General features: G+C 61.6%; 14 protein-coding genes. 5 read left to right on the top strand and 9 right to left on the bottom strand.

The annotated features are described in order from the left end of the window. Positions 1-80: 80 nt before the first annotated feature. A complete protein-coding gene (locus KVQ82_RS12995; RefSeq protein WP_222019078.1) occupies positions 81-2,327 on the bottom strand; it encodes an ATP-binding protein in 2,247 nt (748 codons plus the stop codon). Then, positions 2,324-2,938, bottom strand: a complete 615-nt coding sequence (locus KVQ82_RS12990; RefSeq protein ID WP_222019077.1) for a biliverdin-producing heme oxygenase — start codon at positions 2,936-2,938, stop codon at positions 2,324-2,326. Before KVQ82_RS12990 ends, KVQ82_RS12995 begins: the two co-directional genes overlap by 4 nt. 274 nt (positions 2,939-3,212) lie before the next feature. Between KVQ82_RS12990 and KVQ82_RS12985 the strand changes: the two genes are divergently transcribed. After that, positions 3,213-3,833 carry a LysE family translocator gene (locus KVQ82_RS12985; protein ID WP_222019076.1) on the top strand — a complete coding sequence of 207 codons (621 nt, stop codon included), beginning with the start codon at positions 3,213-3,215 and terminating at the stop codon, positions 3,831-3,833. On the opposite strand, the gene KVQ82_RS12980 is transcribed toward KVQ82_RS12985, so the two are convergent. Next, positions 3,830-4,243, bottom strand: a complete 414-nt coding sequence (locus KVQ82_RS12980) for a VOC family protein (RefSeq protein WP_222019075.1) — start codon at positions 4,241-4,243, stop codon at positions 3,830-3,832. The genes KVQ82_RS12985 and KVQ82_RS12980 overlap by 4 nt on opposite strands. Positions 4,244-4,427: 184 nt before the next feature. Between KVQ82_RS12980 and KVQ82_RS12975 the strand changes: the two genes are divergently transcribed. Together KVQ82_RS12975 and KVQ82_RS12970 are read left to right on the top strand one after the other, a co-directional pair. After that, positions 4,428-5,510 carry a bifunctional transcriptional activator/DNA repair enzyme AdaA gene (locus KVQ82_RS12975; RefSeq protein ID WP_222019074.1) on the top strand — a complete coding sequence of 361 codons (1,083 nt, stop codon included), beginning with the start codon at positions 4,428-4,430 and terminating at the stop codon, positions 5,508-5,510. A gap of 39 nt (positions 5,511-5,549) precedes the next feature. Next, on the top strand, positions 5,550-6,170 hold the full coding sequence (locus KVQ82_RS12970) for a DNA-3-methyladenine glycosylase (protein WP_222019073.1): 621 nt from the start codon (positions 5,550-5,552) through the stop codon (positions 6,168-6,170). Between the two features lie 88 nt (positions 6,171-6,258). Here KVQ82_RS12970 and KVQ82_RS12965 read toward each other — a convergent pair whose 3' ends face one another. The 3 genes from KVQ82_RS12965 to KVQ82_RS12955 all read right to left on the bottom strand — a co-directional run bounded on the left by KVQ82_RS12965 (position 6,259) and on the right by KVQ82_RS12955 (position 9,463). Beyond that, positions 6,259-7,356 (bottom strand): extracellular solute-binding protein, encoded by a 1,098-nt coding sequence (locus KVQ82_RS12965; protein ID WP_222019385.1) that lies wholly within the window; start codon positions 7,354-7,356, stop codon positions 6,259-6,261. Positions 7,357-7,358: 2 nt separating this feature from the next. Beyond that, positions 7,359-8,480: an agmatine deiminase gene (gene aguA / locus KVQ82_RS12960; RefSeq protein WP_222019072.1), complete on the bottom strand. Its 1,122-nt coding sequence runs from the start codon at positions 8,478-8,480 to the stop codon at positions 7,359-7,361. Positions 8,481-8,578: 98 nt separating this feature from the next. Next, positions 8,579-9,463, bottom strand: coding sequence for a LysR substrate-binding domain-containing protein (locus KVQ82_RS12955; protein WP_222019071.1), 885 nt, complete (start codon positions 9,461-9,463; stop codon positions 8,579-8,581). Positions 9,464-9,695: 232 nt separating this feature from the next. On the opposite strand from KVQ82_RS12955, the gene KVQ82_RS12950 reads away from it, so the two are divergent. Then, on the top strand, positions 9,696-10,184 hold the full coding sequence (locus KVQ82_RS12950) for a GFA family protein (RefSeq protein ID WP_174377312.1): 489 nt from the start codon (positions 9,696-9,698) through the stop codon (positions 10,182-10,184). A 124-nt stretch (positions 10,185-10,308) separates the two neighbouring features. On the opposite strand, the gene KVQ82_RS12945 is transcribed toward KVQ82_RS12950, so the two are convergent. The 3 genes from KVQ82_RS12945 to KVQ82_RS12935 all read right to left on the bottom strand — a co-directional run bounded on the left by KVQ82_RS12945 (position 10,309) and on the right by KVQ82_RS12935 (position 13,130). Further along, the gene (locus tag KVQ82_RS12945; RefSeq protein WP_182404344.1) at positions 10,309-11,595 is read right to left on the bottom strand and encodes an ATP-binding protein; all 1,287 of its coding nucleotides are present in this window, start codon (positions 11,593-11,595) and stop codon (positions 10,309-10,311) included. Continuing rightward, positions 11,596-12,303: a response regulator gene (locus KVQ82_RS12940; protein WP_027613172.1), complete on the bottom strand. Its 708-nt coding sequence runs from the start codon at positions 12,301-12,303 to the stop codon at positions 11,596-11,598. A gap of 218 nt (positions 12,304-12,521) precedes the next feature. Then, positions 12,522-13,130 carry a tRNA-(ms[2]io[6]A)-hydroxylase gene (locus tag KVQ82_RS12935; protein WP_108182977.1) on the bottom strand — a complete coding sequence of 203 codons (609 nt, stop codon included), beginning with the start codon at positions 13,128-13,130 and terminating at the stop codon, positions 12,522-12,524. A 159-nt stretch (positions 13,131-13,289) separates the two neighbouring features. Between KVQ82_RS12935 and KVQ82_RS12930 the strand changes: the two genes are divergently transcribed. After that, entirely contained in the window at positions 13,290-14,153 is an 864-nt protein-coding gene (locus KVQ82_RS12930; protein WP_041067371.1) for a universal stress protein, read from the top strand. Positions 14,154-14,236: the final 83 nt, after the last annotated feature.

Genomic DNA, 14,236 nt, shown 5'->3' with positions numbered 1-14,236 from the left:
GCAAAATCGCCACGCTGAGTAGACCCACAGCCCGGCCGGCCAGCGCCTGCCGGGCTGTGTTCTGTCACGATTCACGGCTGTCAGTCGCTCCCGACCATCGCCGGCACGGTAAACCGAAACTCCGTACCCTCACCCGGCTCACTGCTGGCCTCGATGCGCCCGCCATGGGCCTCAACAATCCCCTGCGTGATGTACAAACCCAGCCCGGTTCCGGTCGGGTTGCCCTCCTTCACCGTCCAGTAGCGGTCAAACACCCGCGCCAGGTTTTCCTTGGGAATGCCTTCACCGGTATCGCGCACCGTAAACACGATTTCCCTGCCGTCAGACTTGGCCAGTACGCCCACTGAGCCTTTGCGCGGGGTGAACTTGATCGCGTTGCCGATCAGGTTCGACAGCACCTGAAACAGGCGCTCCGGGTCGGCATGAATTTTCAGGTCGGGATCGGCCTGAAACGAGATGCTGATGTCCTTGTCCAGCGCCAGCGGCCCAAGCAGGGATTGGGTTTCCTCGAACATCTGCCCGACATCGAGGGTCTGCGGGGCGATGGTGTAGCGCCCGGCGTCGATTTTCGAGGTGTCGAGCAAGTCTTCGAGCAGCGTGTTCATCCGCCCGGCGGCCTGCTGCATGGTGTCGATCGCGGTGGAGATGCGCCGCGAGGTGTGCGGGCCATCTGAGCTGAAGGTCTTCTGCATCATGCCGCAGAGCATGGAAATCACGGTCATCGGATTGCGCAAATCGTGGGAAACCACCGCCACCAGCTCATCACGGGCGCGCACCGCTTCCTGCTCGCGGTGCACCTGCCGGGCCAGGTCGTTTTCCAGTGCCGAGCGGCGCAGGTCATTGGCCGCAAACAGATCGCCGTGGCTCCATTTGGTGGAGATCCCGGCCATCTCGACTTTCCAGATTTCGAACGAAGTGCGTGGGCGCAGACGCAGGCCGGCATCGGAGTTTTCCAGATCCAGCGGCTTGCGCGGATCACCGCTCCAGTTGATGTTCTCCTTGACCTCGGGGCGGAACCACAACACGCCGTTGTCCACCGGTTTGGGCAGGCTCATGGCGAGCACGCCGCTGGCCACTTGCTGAAACTGCGCGGCTGGCGGGTAGATGCTGGCCAGATGATGACTGGCGAACACCGGCTCGCCGGTTTCCTGCAGCCACTTGTGCAGGGCGCGAATGTCTTCTGGCTCCGGGCAATTACCGTAACGGTGCAACTGCTTGTCTTCGATGATCGCAATGCCCCCGGCCCCGGCCAGCGCCATCAGCACTTGCGGTTGCTGCGCCAGACCATCGAAGACATTTTCCGGCGAGTCGATCATGGCCTGTTTGAGCAATGCCAGTGCCTCGACCTTTTCTTCACGCTGACGGCTGAGTTCCAGCGCCTCCATCGCGCTGATCTGCAGCGACAGTACCTGACCGATGGTCTGACAGGCACTGCGCAACTCGTGCGGCACATGCAGCGGCTGGCGATTGCCACAGCTGATCAGGCCCCAGAGTTTGTCACCCTTGAGCAGCGAGATGCTCATCGACGACAGAACGCCCATGTTCTTCATGTACTGACAATGAATCGGCGAGACGCTGCGCAGGGTGGCGAAACTCAGGTCCAGCGGGGTCTGGGTGTCCGGGCGCAGCTTGGGCACCAGCGGCACCGGCTGGTAATCGGCATTGGGGATGATCCGCAGCCAGTTGGTGCGGTACAGCTCGCGCGCTTGCTCGGGGATGTCCGAGGCCGGGAAGAACAGGCCGTTGAACACTTCCATCGACGGATCCGACGCCTCGGCGATCACCTGGCCGTGGCCCTCCTCCTCGAAGCGGTAGATCAGCACCCGGTCGTAACCGGTCATCGCCTGGATTTCCTTGACGCTGATGTCATACAGCGCCTGCAATGTGGTGGCTGCTTGCAAGCGCTGGAGCATGCGTCCCAGATGGGTCTGGTTGCCGGCGACGTTACGCGGCTGGAAGTTTTCGACGTGGATTTCCAGTTCCAGAATCAACACGCCTTGATGACGGTGCAGCAGACCTTCGAACGCGGTGCCGTTGAGGCGGAAATGCAGCGGTCCGGCATCGGCGAACACCGGTTGCTGCAGCGCATCGCGCACAGCGGCGGCAGGCGCGTCACCCAACAGACTGTGCAGCGGCTGGCCGATCAGCTCCTGCGCCGGCCGTGCCAAGAGGGTCTCGACGTTGGCGCTGATCTGAATGATGTCCAGCGCCGGCTCGCTCAGGGTCAGCAACAGGCCATGGGGCTGGATGGCACCCGGAAAGCGGATCGGTTCGTCGGCACAGTTGGCCAGCAGTTCTTCAAAGGCTTCTTGGTCTTGCGGGTTCATGCCAGTACCTCCCGGCTTTCGAGCCAGCGCTCGAAACAACTGAATGTGGATTGGGCCGCCGCAACCACGGCTTCACGTTCATCCGCACTCAGCGGTCGACTGCCCAGGTAATCAATGAAATCGCGCCAGCGGCGGCCGGTGGCAGCGCCGTAAACGTCGAGGAATGCCGCGCCATTGTCGGCGTCCAGGCTCAACCGCGAAGCGATTTCGCGACGCAGGATCTGCCCGCCGAGGGTTGCCCCTTCCAGCACGTACAACACACCCAGGCAAGTCGGCCCGGAGTCGATCACGGGCAACGTCTGACACTGTGGCAAACGGGCGATGGTCTCGCTCGTGAGGCCCAGCGCCTGCAAATCATCGAGCAAAATCTGCGATTTGAGGCGTGGCGCAATATCGAAATCCACCGGGATCGCGCCGCTGTCGAGCAATGCGCTTTCCAGTGGCCGATAAAAACCGTAATAAGCCTGCATCAACCGTACGAAAGCGTTGGAATCGAGGGTATTGGAGAAAAAAGGAAGACGTTTTTCCAGTGCGATGTGCAGTTCGGCAGTGCCGGCTCGCAGATCTTGCAGCACCGGCGGCACATAAACTTCACGGGCCTTTGCTTGCATGTAAATCGCTCTTGGTGGGGCCGCTTCGGGGCCGGCAGGGTATTTGCAGCTTTGGACGAATATTACACGGCAAACGCCTTTTTCTGACTTGGCGCATAGATTTTTCTGACGAAACCAGCGCCTTCAGACTTTTGAGAGTTCCGGTCAATCGGAAAAGTTCGACTGGATTGAAGGAACTGCCAAGGCTGTACCGCGACAGCGCCGCGAGACTGTATGGGTCAACGCGGCCGCCGCCTGTGATAAAAATGCGGCATCGCTTCTGGAGCCCACATCCATGGATCTCGCCACGCTTACGCTGTTTCTTCCGGCCTGCTTTGCCTTGAATATGGCCCCCGGCCCGAACAATTTGCTGTCAGTCAGCAATGCCACCCGCTATGGCTATCGCCGGGCCTGCGCCGCCGGTATCGGGCGGATTATCGCGTTCGCCGGGATGATCGCCCTCGCCGGCGCCGGACTGTCAGTGGTGCTGCAGACCTCGGAATGGCTGTTCCATGCGATCAAGATCATCGGCGCGGCGTATCTGCTGTACCTGGCCTGGCAACTGTGGCGCGCCAATCCCGAGGCCGAGCAGCAAATGGCGGGAGCGTCGGTGAGATTCTGGCGCCTGGCGCGTCAGGAGTTTCTGGTGGCGGCGGGCAATCCGAAAGCGATTTTGCTGTTCACCGCATTCCTGCCGCAATTTGTCGACCCGAGCCGCCCGGTGCCGGCGCAATTCGCCGTGCTCGGTGCACTGTTCCTGCTGCTGGAATGGATCGCGATCGGCGCCTATGCGTGGATGGGCCTGCACATGCGCCGCTGGTTCGCCGAGCCGCGCGGCAAACGGGTCTTCAACCGTTGCTGTGCAGGGCTACTGTCGGCGGCCGCTTCAGTGCTGTTGTTCGCCAAACGTGCTTAAGCCTCGGACGGGCCTTTGAGTTCGACCTGATTGCCGTCCGGGTCGAAGCAATACAGCGACAGGCCGTAGCCCTCGGCGCCGAAGCGTCTGGCGGCTTTGTCCACGGTCAGGCCGCAGGATTGCAAGTGGCTGACCAGCGCCGCCTCGTCGAACGGGTCGATGCGCAGGCAGAAATGATCGACGTTGCGCCGCTCGGTACCGGCTGCACCGCCGCCCTTCCTGCCCAGCTCGCCTTGCAAGTCGACGAGATCGATCATCGAAGTTCCGGCGCGCAGGTGCACCAGACCCAGTGGTTCGTTGTGTCTGACCACCTCGGCACCGAAGACCTGGCGGTAAAAATCGATACTGCGCTGCAGATCGGCGACACGCAGGACGATGTGATCAATATGTTGAATCGAAAACGGATGCATGAACTCGACACCTCACCCACTCTGTAGGAGCTGCCGCAGGCTGCGATCTTTTGCTTTTGATTTTAAGAGACAAGATCAAAAGATCGCAGCCTGCGGCAGCTCCTACACGGTAGTTCAGAGGTTCTGGAAATTCACTGTCGATTTTTCGGTGGAGCCATCGAAATCCTGGATTTAAGCTCTGGCCATGAACATACAAACCGCACTGCTGCCGCCCCACGCCGAGATGGTTCGCGCCATGCTCGAACGCGACACCGCCTACGAAGGGGTGTTCTTCACGGCCGTGAAAACCACCGGGATCTTCTGCCGCCCCAGTTGCACGGCGCGCAAGCCGAAGCCGGAAAACGTCGAATTCTTCGCTCATGCCGATGAGTGCCTGAGCGCCGGTTATCGCGCCTGCCTGCGCTGCAAACCGCTGGACGCTGCAGCCATCGCACCCGATTGGGTGCAGCGCCTGCTCAAAGCCGTCGATGCCGACCCGGAGGTGCGCTGGAGTGACGCCCAGTTGCTGGCCGAAGGCATCGAACCGCTGAAGCTGCGACGCTGGTTCAAGCAGCATTTCGGCATGACCTTCCATGCATGGCTGCGCACGCGCCGGCTCGGCATGGCGCTGGGCGGCATTCGCCAGGGCGCCTCGATTGATCACGCGGCGTTTGACTCCGGCTATGAATCACTCAGCGGTTTTCGTGACGCGTTCCAGAAATCCTTCCACATCACCCCGGGCCGCGCGGCCAACAGCGAACCGCTGCTGTTCACCCGCCTGACCACACCACTGGGGCCGATGATCGCCATGGCCGAACGTCGGGGACTGGTGTTGCTGGAGTTTCTCGACCGCCCGGCGCTGACCCGCGAAGTCGAGGAATTGCAGGCCCGTCACGGCTACGTGGTCGCACCGGGGCACAATGCGCATCTGCAGCAGATCGAACAGCAACTGAAGGAATATTTCGCCGGTACCCGCAGCGCCTTCAGCGTGCCACTGTACCTGCCCGGCAGCGCGTTCGACCGGCAAGTCTGGGACGAACTGCTGAACATCCCCTACGGCCACACCAGCACCTACGGTGCCATCGCGGCACGTTTGGGCAAACCCGGCGCCAGTCGCGCGGTAGGCTTGGCCAATGGGCACAATCGGCTGTCGATCGTGGTCCCGTGCCATCGGGTGATTGGCGCGGATGGCTCACTGACCGGCTATGGTGGTGGGCAGCCACGCAAGGCGTTTCTGCTGAGGCTGGAAAACGCTGCGGTGCAGCTCACGCGCCCCCTGGCGTTTTGAACACTCTCTCCAAAGGATGGCGATGTTTGCTGAAAGATCATGACTGAGTGCTATCAAGCGGCAAGCGAACATCTGGCCGCACTTGACCCAGACTGGCAGCGCCACATTGCCGCCGTCGGCCCGTGTCTGCATCAACCGCACCCGACGCGTGATCCGTATCAGTCGCTGGTGCGGGCGATTGCCTATCAGCAACTGCACGCCAAGGCCGGGGACGCGATTGTCGGGCGCCTGGTGGCGTTGTTTCCCGGGCAGACGTTTCCCCGGCCTGAACAGATTCTCGCGACCGACTTTGATCGACTGCGCGGCTGCGGCTTTTCGGCGGGCAAGATTGCAACGATTCAGGGCATCGCCCAGGCAACGCTGGACGGCGTGGTACCGGATTACCCCATCGCGCGGGTTATGGACGACGAGACGTTGATTGAACGTCTGGTCAGCCTGCGCGGGGTTGGCCGCTGGACGGTGGAGATGCTGCTGATCTACAGCCTGGAACGCATGGATATTTTGCCGGCGGATGACTTTGGCGTGCGCGAGGGCTATCGCCGATTGAAGGGGCTGGAGGTGCAGCCGACGCGCAAGCAGATGATCGAGATCGGCTTGGCGTGGAGCCCGTATCGGACGGTGGCAGCCTGGTATTTGTGGCGCGTACCCAAACCCCTGTAGGAGCTGCCGCAGGCTGCTCCTACAGGGAATGCGTTGCAAAGGCGGGAGCGAGCCTGCTCGCGAAGGCGCCAGTTGATTCAACCTCAAATCAGAGACCTGACTTCAACTTGCTGAACGCCCGAATCAAAGCCCGATTGAACGCCTTGCCATTGTCATTCTTGCTGTACAGCGAAGCCCGCACCGCCGCTGACGGGTACGTCCCCGGATCATTGCGGATCGACGCATCAACCAAAGCATCCGCCGCCGTGATCGCATTGGCGTAGTGGATGGTGTCAGTGATCGGCGCGATCACCTCAGGCGTCATCAGATAATCCATCAACGCCAGCCCGGCCTGTGGATGCGGCGCATCCTTGGGAATGACCATGGCGTCAAACCAGATCAACGTGCCCTCTTTGGGGATGCGGTAGCTGAGCTGGAACGGCTTGTTCGCCGCTTGCGCCTGCCCGGCTGCAATCGCCACGTTGCCGTTCCACGACATCGCCACGCAGGTGTTGCCGTTGGCCAGGTCGCTGATGTTCAGGTCGTTGTCGAAGTAACGGATGTACGGGCGGATCTTCGCCAGTTGCTGCTCGGCGAGTTTCAGGTCATCAAGATTCTGCCGGTTGATGTCCAGGCCCAGGTACTTCATGACTGCGGCGAACACTTCGTTTGGATCGTTGAGCAGACTCACGCCACAGTCGGCAAATTTCGCCACCACCGCCGGGTCGAACAGCATCGCCCAGCTGTCGGTCGGCGCTTCTGGTAAACGCTGCTTGATCGCTTGCTCCTGATAGCCGACGCCGGTGGTGCCCCAGGCATAAATGCCGGCGTAACGGTTACCCGGATCGAACACCGCCATGTGCTGGCGAAACTCCTCGCCAACCCCGGCAAAGTGTGGCACCCGGGCCTTGTCCAGCGGCTGGATCGCACCACTCTCGATGGCCCGCGACAGGTGCTGGCCGGCGGTCAGCACCAGGTCATAACCGCTGCGCCCGGTGAGCAGTTTGGTTTCCACGGTTTCCAGCGAATCGAAGTGATCGGCGACCACCTGAATGCCGGTCTGCGCTTCAAAATTCTTCAGCGTATCCGGGGCCAGGTACTCGCCCCAGATGTACAGATTGACCACCGGTTTCGCCGCTTCGGCAGCCTGCACACACAGGGGTGCAAGCACCAGCAATAACGCTTGAGTCAGTTTGTGCAGGCCCATCATCACACCCCCTTGCGATTAGACGTGCCGGCGTATTGCGGCATGGTGATGCACGCGACGTTGCCGCCACCGAGGAGGATTTCCCGGGAATTTTCGATGCCGACGATCTTGTGCTGCGGGAACAGTTCGGCGAGCGTCGCCATGGCCACCTGATCGTTGCGATCACCGAACAGCGGTACCACGATCGAACTGTTGCCGGCGTAGTAGTTGATGTACGACGCGCAGATTCTGGTGCCGGCCTGGCGGGTATGGGTGTTGTCCTGCTGATCGAGGCCTTCGGCTTCCTCGGCGGTCCATTCCAGCACGTCCGGTTGCGGCAGTTTGTGCACGATCAACGCGCGGCCACGGCTGTCGCGGGTGCTGCGCAGGATGTCGTAGGCCTCCTGATAGATTTCCCATTGCGGGTCATCGCGGTTGTCGGTCCACTGCAGCACCACTTCGCCGGGGCGCACGAAGCACGCGAGGTCATCGACATGGCCATCGGTTTCGTCGAACTTGCAGCCGCGTGGCAGCCAGATCACCTGTTCGGCGCCAAGGTAATCGGTCAGGCGCCGAGTGACCTCGGCCTTGCCCAGATGCTGGTTGCGATTGCGGTTGAGCAAGCACTGTTCGGTGGTGAGGATGCTGCCCTGACCGTCACTCTGGATGCCGCCGAGTTCGGCAATCAGCGGTGCGCGGTAACGGTCGAAGCGTTCGATTTCGAGGATCTTGCTGGCGATCTGGTCGTCCTTGTCCCACGGGTAATACAGGCCACCGTCGAGGCCGCCGTAGGCGTTGAATTCGAAGTCGACGCCACGCACTTCGCCGCTTTCATCGTTGACCACAAAGCACGGGCCGCTGTCGCGAAACCAGGTGTCGTTGCAGGTCATCTCGACCACGCGCACTTGCGGCGGCAATTGCCGACGCGCCGTGGCGAATTGCGCGGCGGAGGCGCAGACCGTGACCGGTTCGCTGTGGGAGATGGCGGTGACGATCTGCACCCAGACTTTCTGCGCCGGTTTCGCGCCGTTGCGCCACACGTCGGTGCGCTCCGGCCAGCCGAGCCAGCAGCCGGATTTGGCTTCGAATTCGCCGGGCAGACGGAAGCCGTCGTGTTTGGGGGTGGAGTCGAGCAAACGTGCCATGGTCAAACCTCGTCTTGGGTGGGGAATGACCACAGGCTAAGGTCGCGGACGGCAGGCCCGCCAACGATGATTATTGCGGAACCGTTGAATTCAACTCATCAATCGCTCAACTGATCGTTGAACCATTCGAGCATCTGCGCCACCGCCGGACGCTCCAGCCGCAGCCGCTCGCAGACCAGCGCGTATTGGCCGAGCGCGGTCATGCTCGCGCTGAACGGCCGCACCAGTCGCCCGCTCAGCAGGTCCTCGTGCGCGGTGAGGTTGTCGCCCATCGCCACGCCCTGCCCCTGCGCCGCCGCTTCCAGCGCCAACCCGGCATGGGCGAAATACAACTGACGCTGCGGGCGCAGATCGCCGGCGTGGCTGGTGAGCCACGTTGTCCAGGTCTTGCCATCCTGATCGTCGTGCAGCAGGCAATGGCGCACCAGGTCCTTCGGCGACTTCAGAGCGCCCTGGTTGAACAGCCCGGGGCTGCACACCGGGAAGAATTGCAGCGCCGGCAACGGCCGCACGAAGTAGGAACTGCTGTCTGCAGGTCCGATGCCGTAGGTGATCGCCAGATCGATGTCCTCGCCGGGCGCGCTGGCGTCGATCGGCTGTTCGTAGAGATGCAGGGTGATGTGCGGATAGCGCGCATAGAAATCGGTGAGGCGGTTCATCAGCCACTTCTGCGCCAGTTCGGCGGTGACCGCCAGACGCACGACCGCCAGCGAGGATGGATCGCGCAGTTCATCGCAGGCCTCGCCGATCAATTCGAAGGCCTGCTGCAGGCTCTGCATCAGGCGCCCGGCGGCGATGGTCGGGCGGATCTGCCGGCCTTCGCGGATGAACAGCGAAACGCCGAGCTGCTCTTCGAGCTGACGGATCTGGTGGCTGACCGCGCTGTCGGTGACGCACAGCTCGGCGGCAGCCCGGCCGAAATGCGCGTGGCGGGCGGCGCATTCGAAGGTTCTGAGGGCGGCCAGTGAGGGGAGTCTTCGCATGGGTTGGGGTGCCTTTTTTGGGGACATGCTGACCGGGCCTTGAGCAGGCGTCCAGTGGCTCCGCGTTATCGTTCATCGCTGGCAAGCCAGCTCCCACAGGTTTTGTGTCGAATGGCAAAGCCGCGCACACCAAAAAATCACTGTGGGAGCTGGCTTGCCAGCGATGGCGTCGGCACATTCACACAATTCTTCTAGGCTCATTCAAACCCATCCAGCCAACCGGAGGCCCAACATGCACCTCGAAGGCTCTTGCCACTGCGGCGCCGTCACCTTCAGCCTGACCAGCGCCCATCCCTATCCCTATCAACGCTGCTACTGCTCGATCTGCCGCAAGACCCAGGGCGGTGGCGGTTACGCGATCAACCTGGGTGGCGACGCGGCCAGCCTCAAGGTTCAGGGGCGCAAGCACATCAGCATCTACCACGCCAGGATGAAGGACGAAGGTGACAAACGTGCCCATCGCAGCACGGCCGAACGGCATTTCTGCTCACAGTGCGGCAGCGGCTTGTGGCTGTTCAGCCCGGAATGGCCGGACTTGATTCATCCGTTCGCCTCGGCCATCGATACGCCACTGCCGGTGCCGCCGGAGCACACGCATTTGATGCTGGGGTCGAAGGCGCCCTGGGTCGAAGTGGATGCGAAGCCCAAGGACAAGCAGTTTGCGGTGTATCCCGAGGAGTCGATTGCGCAGTGGCATGAGCGCTTGGGGCTGGTCAAATGAGCATGGATTTGCGCTGGCTTTGATGGCCCTATCGCTGGCAAGCCAGCTCCCACAGGTTTTGTGTACGCCGAGAAACCTGTGGGAGCTGGCTTGCCAGCGATAGGGCTGGAACCGACAACGCAGATCAGTCCAGATGCGCCCAGGTCATCCGGAACGACGCCCCACCCCACACCGATTCCCCGACCTCGACCTGCCCGCCATGGGACTGCGACACCCGCCGCACCAGCGCCAGCCCCAGGCCGAATCCGCCGGTACGACGGTCGCGACTGGCATCCAGCCGCGAGAACGGTTCGAAGATCTTCTCCCGGCCTTCCACCGGCACCCCCGGGCCATCGTCGTTGACCCGCACTTCGTAGTAATCGCCGCTGCGCACCAGCGTCACTTCGACCCGCTGCTCGGCATAACGTATGGCGTTACGCAGCAGATTGATCACCGCCCGCGCCATGAACCGCGGCTCGATGCGCACGGTGTCGAGCCGGCAGTCGCCAATCAGCAACTGCACCCCCGCCGCTTCCGCCTCCAGCGCAACGCTGCCGACCACGCTGTCGAGCCAGTTGGCCGCTTGAATGTTTTCGCGCTTGATCACCGTCGCACCGCGTTCGAGGCTGGCGTAGGTCAGCAGTTCGGAGACCATTTCTTCCAACTCGCCGAGGTCGGCGTACATGTCGGCGATCAGTTCGCGGTTCTGGTTGGCGTCCGGCTGTTGCTTGAGCTGGTCGAGTTCAAACGACAGCCGCGCAATCGGCGTACGCAATTCGTGGGAGACCGCGTTGGTCAGCTCGCGCTGATTGGCGATCAGGCTCTCGATGCGCGCCGCCATCAGGTTGAAGTGTTCCGCCAGATCGCGGATGTTCGAGCGTTTCGACAGTTGAATGCGCACCGACAGATCGTTATCGCCAAAGCGCTCGGCGGCCAGACGCAGTTTTTCCAGATCGCGCCAGTGCGGGCGTACCCAGAAGAACAGCACGATGCCGATGAGCACCGCGAGCATCGCGTAAGCCACCGCGATGTAGAACGGCATCAGGCTCGGTTCGGGCGGCAGCTTGATGCTGAGCAGTTGCGAGCCACCGTCGATGTTGCTGATGAATTGGGTGTAGTTGTCGCGGATCACCAACAGGTTTTGCGCCAGTTCGGCCTTTTCCTCGGTGCTGAGGTCCAGTTGATCGGCTTCGATCAGCTTCAGCGACAAGCCGTAGTGCGGGCGCAACGCTTCCAGCTGCTGTTCACGCGCCGCGCCTTGCTGATCGCGCATGTGCTCGACCAATGACCACGCCTGCCCGCGCACCGCCTCACGGTTGTAGGCCTGCATCTGGTTGTCGAGCAACGCGTTGAAGGTGTGTTCGACAGTTTGCAGGGCCAGGACCAGGCCCACCGTCATCACCAGAAACAGCCCGAGGAATAACCGCAGCATCTACAGCTCCCACGCGAATGGATTGAACAGGTAACCCTTGCCCCACACGGTCTTGATGCACACCGGCTCACGAGGATTGTCCTTGAGTTTGTTGCGCAACTTGCTGATGTACACGTCGACGCTGCGATTGAGCCCATCGAAGGCGATACCGCGCATGCGGTTGAGGATGTCATCGCGGGACAGGGTTTTGCCGGCGGCGCTGGCCAGCAGCCACAGCAGCTCGAATTCCATGGTGGTCATCTCGATGATCTCGCCAGCCAGCCGCACTTCGCGGCAGCTGCGGTCGATGCTCAAGCGGCCGAACTCCAGCGCACTGACCACGCCGGCCTCCGGCATCTGCCGACGCTGCAAGGCGCGTAGCCGAGCGAGCAATACCGGCGGTTTGATCGGCTTGATCACGTAATCGTCGGCGCCGGATTCCAGGCCGAGAATGTGGTCGAGGTCGTCTTCCTTGGCGGTGAGGATGACAATCGGCGTGTCCGACACGCTGCGAATTTCCCGGCACACGTGCAGCCCGCTCTGCCCCGGCAGCATCAGATCAAGCACCACCACTTTGGGCTGGAATTCGAGAAACGCGGCCACCGCCAGATCGCCGCGATGCACCGCGCGCACCTCGTAGCCATGCTGCTCGAGAAAGTGCGCAATCAGCGTGGCCAGACGTTCATCGTCTTCGACCAGCAAGACTTTGCCAAAACCCAGGTTATCCATAACGACCGTCTGCCAACCCATGTGTGAAATGGTCGACAGTATGGCGGCAATCGTCGGCGAGGCGTTGTTTCGGGCAGCAAAAACCGGCCGCAGGGGCCGGTTTTCGGTGATATTTCATACTCTTAAGAGTTTTTAACAAGTAGGAGCTGCCGAAGGCTGCGATCTTTTGATTTTTGAAACAAGATCAACAGATCGCAGCCTTCGGCAGCTCCTACAGGTTATGCGGCAGCCGGCACACCACTGTGGAAGCGAAACTCTTCATCAGGCGATTCGATCAGTTCCTGCTCGGCAGCACGCACCCTGTCGATCACCTGAGCGATGTCCTTCGCGTCGCCGTACTGGTAAGCCAGTTTCAGATAACCCTGGAAGTGCCGCGCCTCGCTTTTCAGCAGGCCGAAATAGAACTTGCCGAGTTCTTCGTCCAGATGCGGCACCAGCGCTTCGAAACGCTCGCAACTGCGCGCTTCGATAAATGCGCCGACCACCAGGGTATCCACCAGTTTCACCGGCTCATGGCTGCGCACCACTTTGCGCAGGCCCGAGGCGTAGCGCCCGGCGTGCAACTGGCGCAGCTCGATCTTGCGGCGTTTCATGATGCGCATGACTTGTTCGTGGTGCACCAGTTCTTCCCGGGCCAGACGCGACATCATGTTGATCAGGTCGACGTGGGAATGGTACTTGGCAATTAGGCTCAGCGCGGTGCTGGCGGCCTTGAACTCGCAGTTCTTGTGGTCGATCAGCAGGGTTTCCTGATCGGCCAGTGCGGCCTGGACCCAGGCGTCGGGTGTGCGGCAGCCAAGGAATTCGTGGATTTCGGGAAGGATCATGAGGCTCACGGTAAAAGGTGTACGAGCAAAGGCCGCCGATTATACCGGCCTGCCCGCAGACCACCAGTCGCAGGCGTTGATATGCATCAAGTCGCAGGCGCATGAGCAGCAACTATAGTTGTGCAACGCCGTGCCTTTTCTTTGCTGGAGACTCCGCTCATGCAAGCCATTCGCAGCATTCTGGTGGTCATCGAACCCGAACATTCGGAAAGCCTGGCGCTCAAGCGCGCCAAGTTGATCGCCGGCGTGACCCAGGCCCATCTGCACCTGCTGGTGTGTGACCGCAAGCACGACCACGCCGGCATGCTTGGCGTGCTCAAAGCCGCACTGCTGGCGGATGGCTACAGCGTGACCACCGAACAGGCGTGGAACGAAAGCCTGCACGAGACCATCATCGACGTGCAGCAGGCCGAAGGTTGCGGGCTGGTGATCAAACAGCACTATCCCGACAGCGCGCTGAAAAAGGCTCTGCTGACCCCGGCCGACTGGAAACTGCTGCGCCACTGCCCGACTCCGGTGCTGTTGGTGAAAACATCCACCTCCTGGAAAGATCGAGTGATTCTTGCGGCTGTGGACGTGGGCAATGCCGATGGCGAACACCGGCATTTGCACACCACGATCATTGATCATGGCTACGACATTGCCAGCCTGGCCAAGGCGCATCTGCATGTGATCACGGCGCATCCGTCGCCCATGCTCTCGGCCGCGGATCCGACCTTCCAGCTCAAGGAAACCATCGAAGCGCGGTACCGCGAGCAGTGCAAGGCGTTTCAGGCCGAGTTCGATGTGGACGACGAGCACCTGCATATCGAGGAAGGCCCGGCGGATGTGTTGATTCCGTTCATGGCGCACAAGCTGCAGGCGGCGGTGACCGTGATCGGCACCGTGGCACGCAGCGGGTTGTCAGGCGCGTTGATCGGCAATACCGCTGAAGTGGTGCTGGATGCACTGGAAAGCGACGTGCTGGTGCTCAAGCCGCAGGAGGTTGAGGATCATCTGGTGGAGTTGGCGGTGAAACACTGAGGATTACGGTGCCTGAACCGGCGCCTTCGCGAGCAGGCTCGCTCCCACAGTTGGAATGCATATCCCTGTGGGAGCTGGCTTGC

Origin of the sequence: Pseudomonas sp. AO-1, assembly GCF_019775695.1 — a bacterium.
In the GTDB taxonomy this organism is placed as follows: Bacteria; Pseudomonadota; Gammaproteobacteria; order Pseudomonadales; family Pseudomonadaceae; genus Aquipseudomonas; species Aquipseudomonas parakoreensis.
Note: the sequence above shows the minus strand (reverse complement) of the source record. Positions and strands in the feature narration are given on the sequence as shown.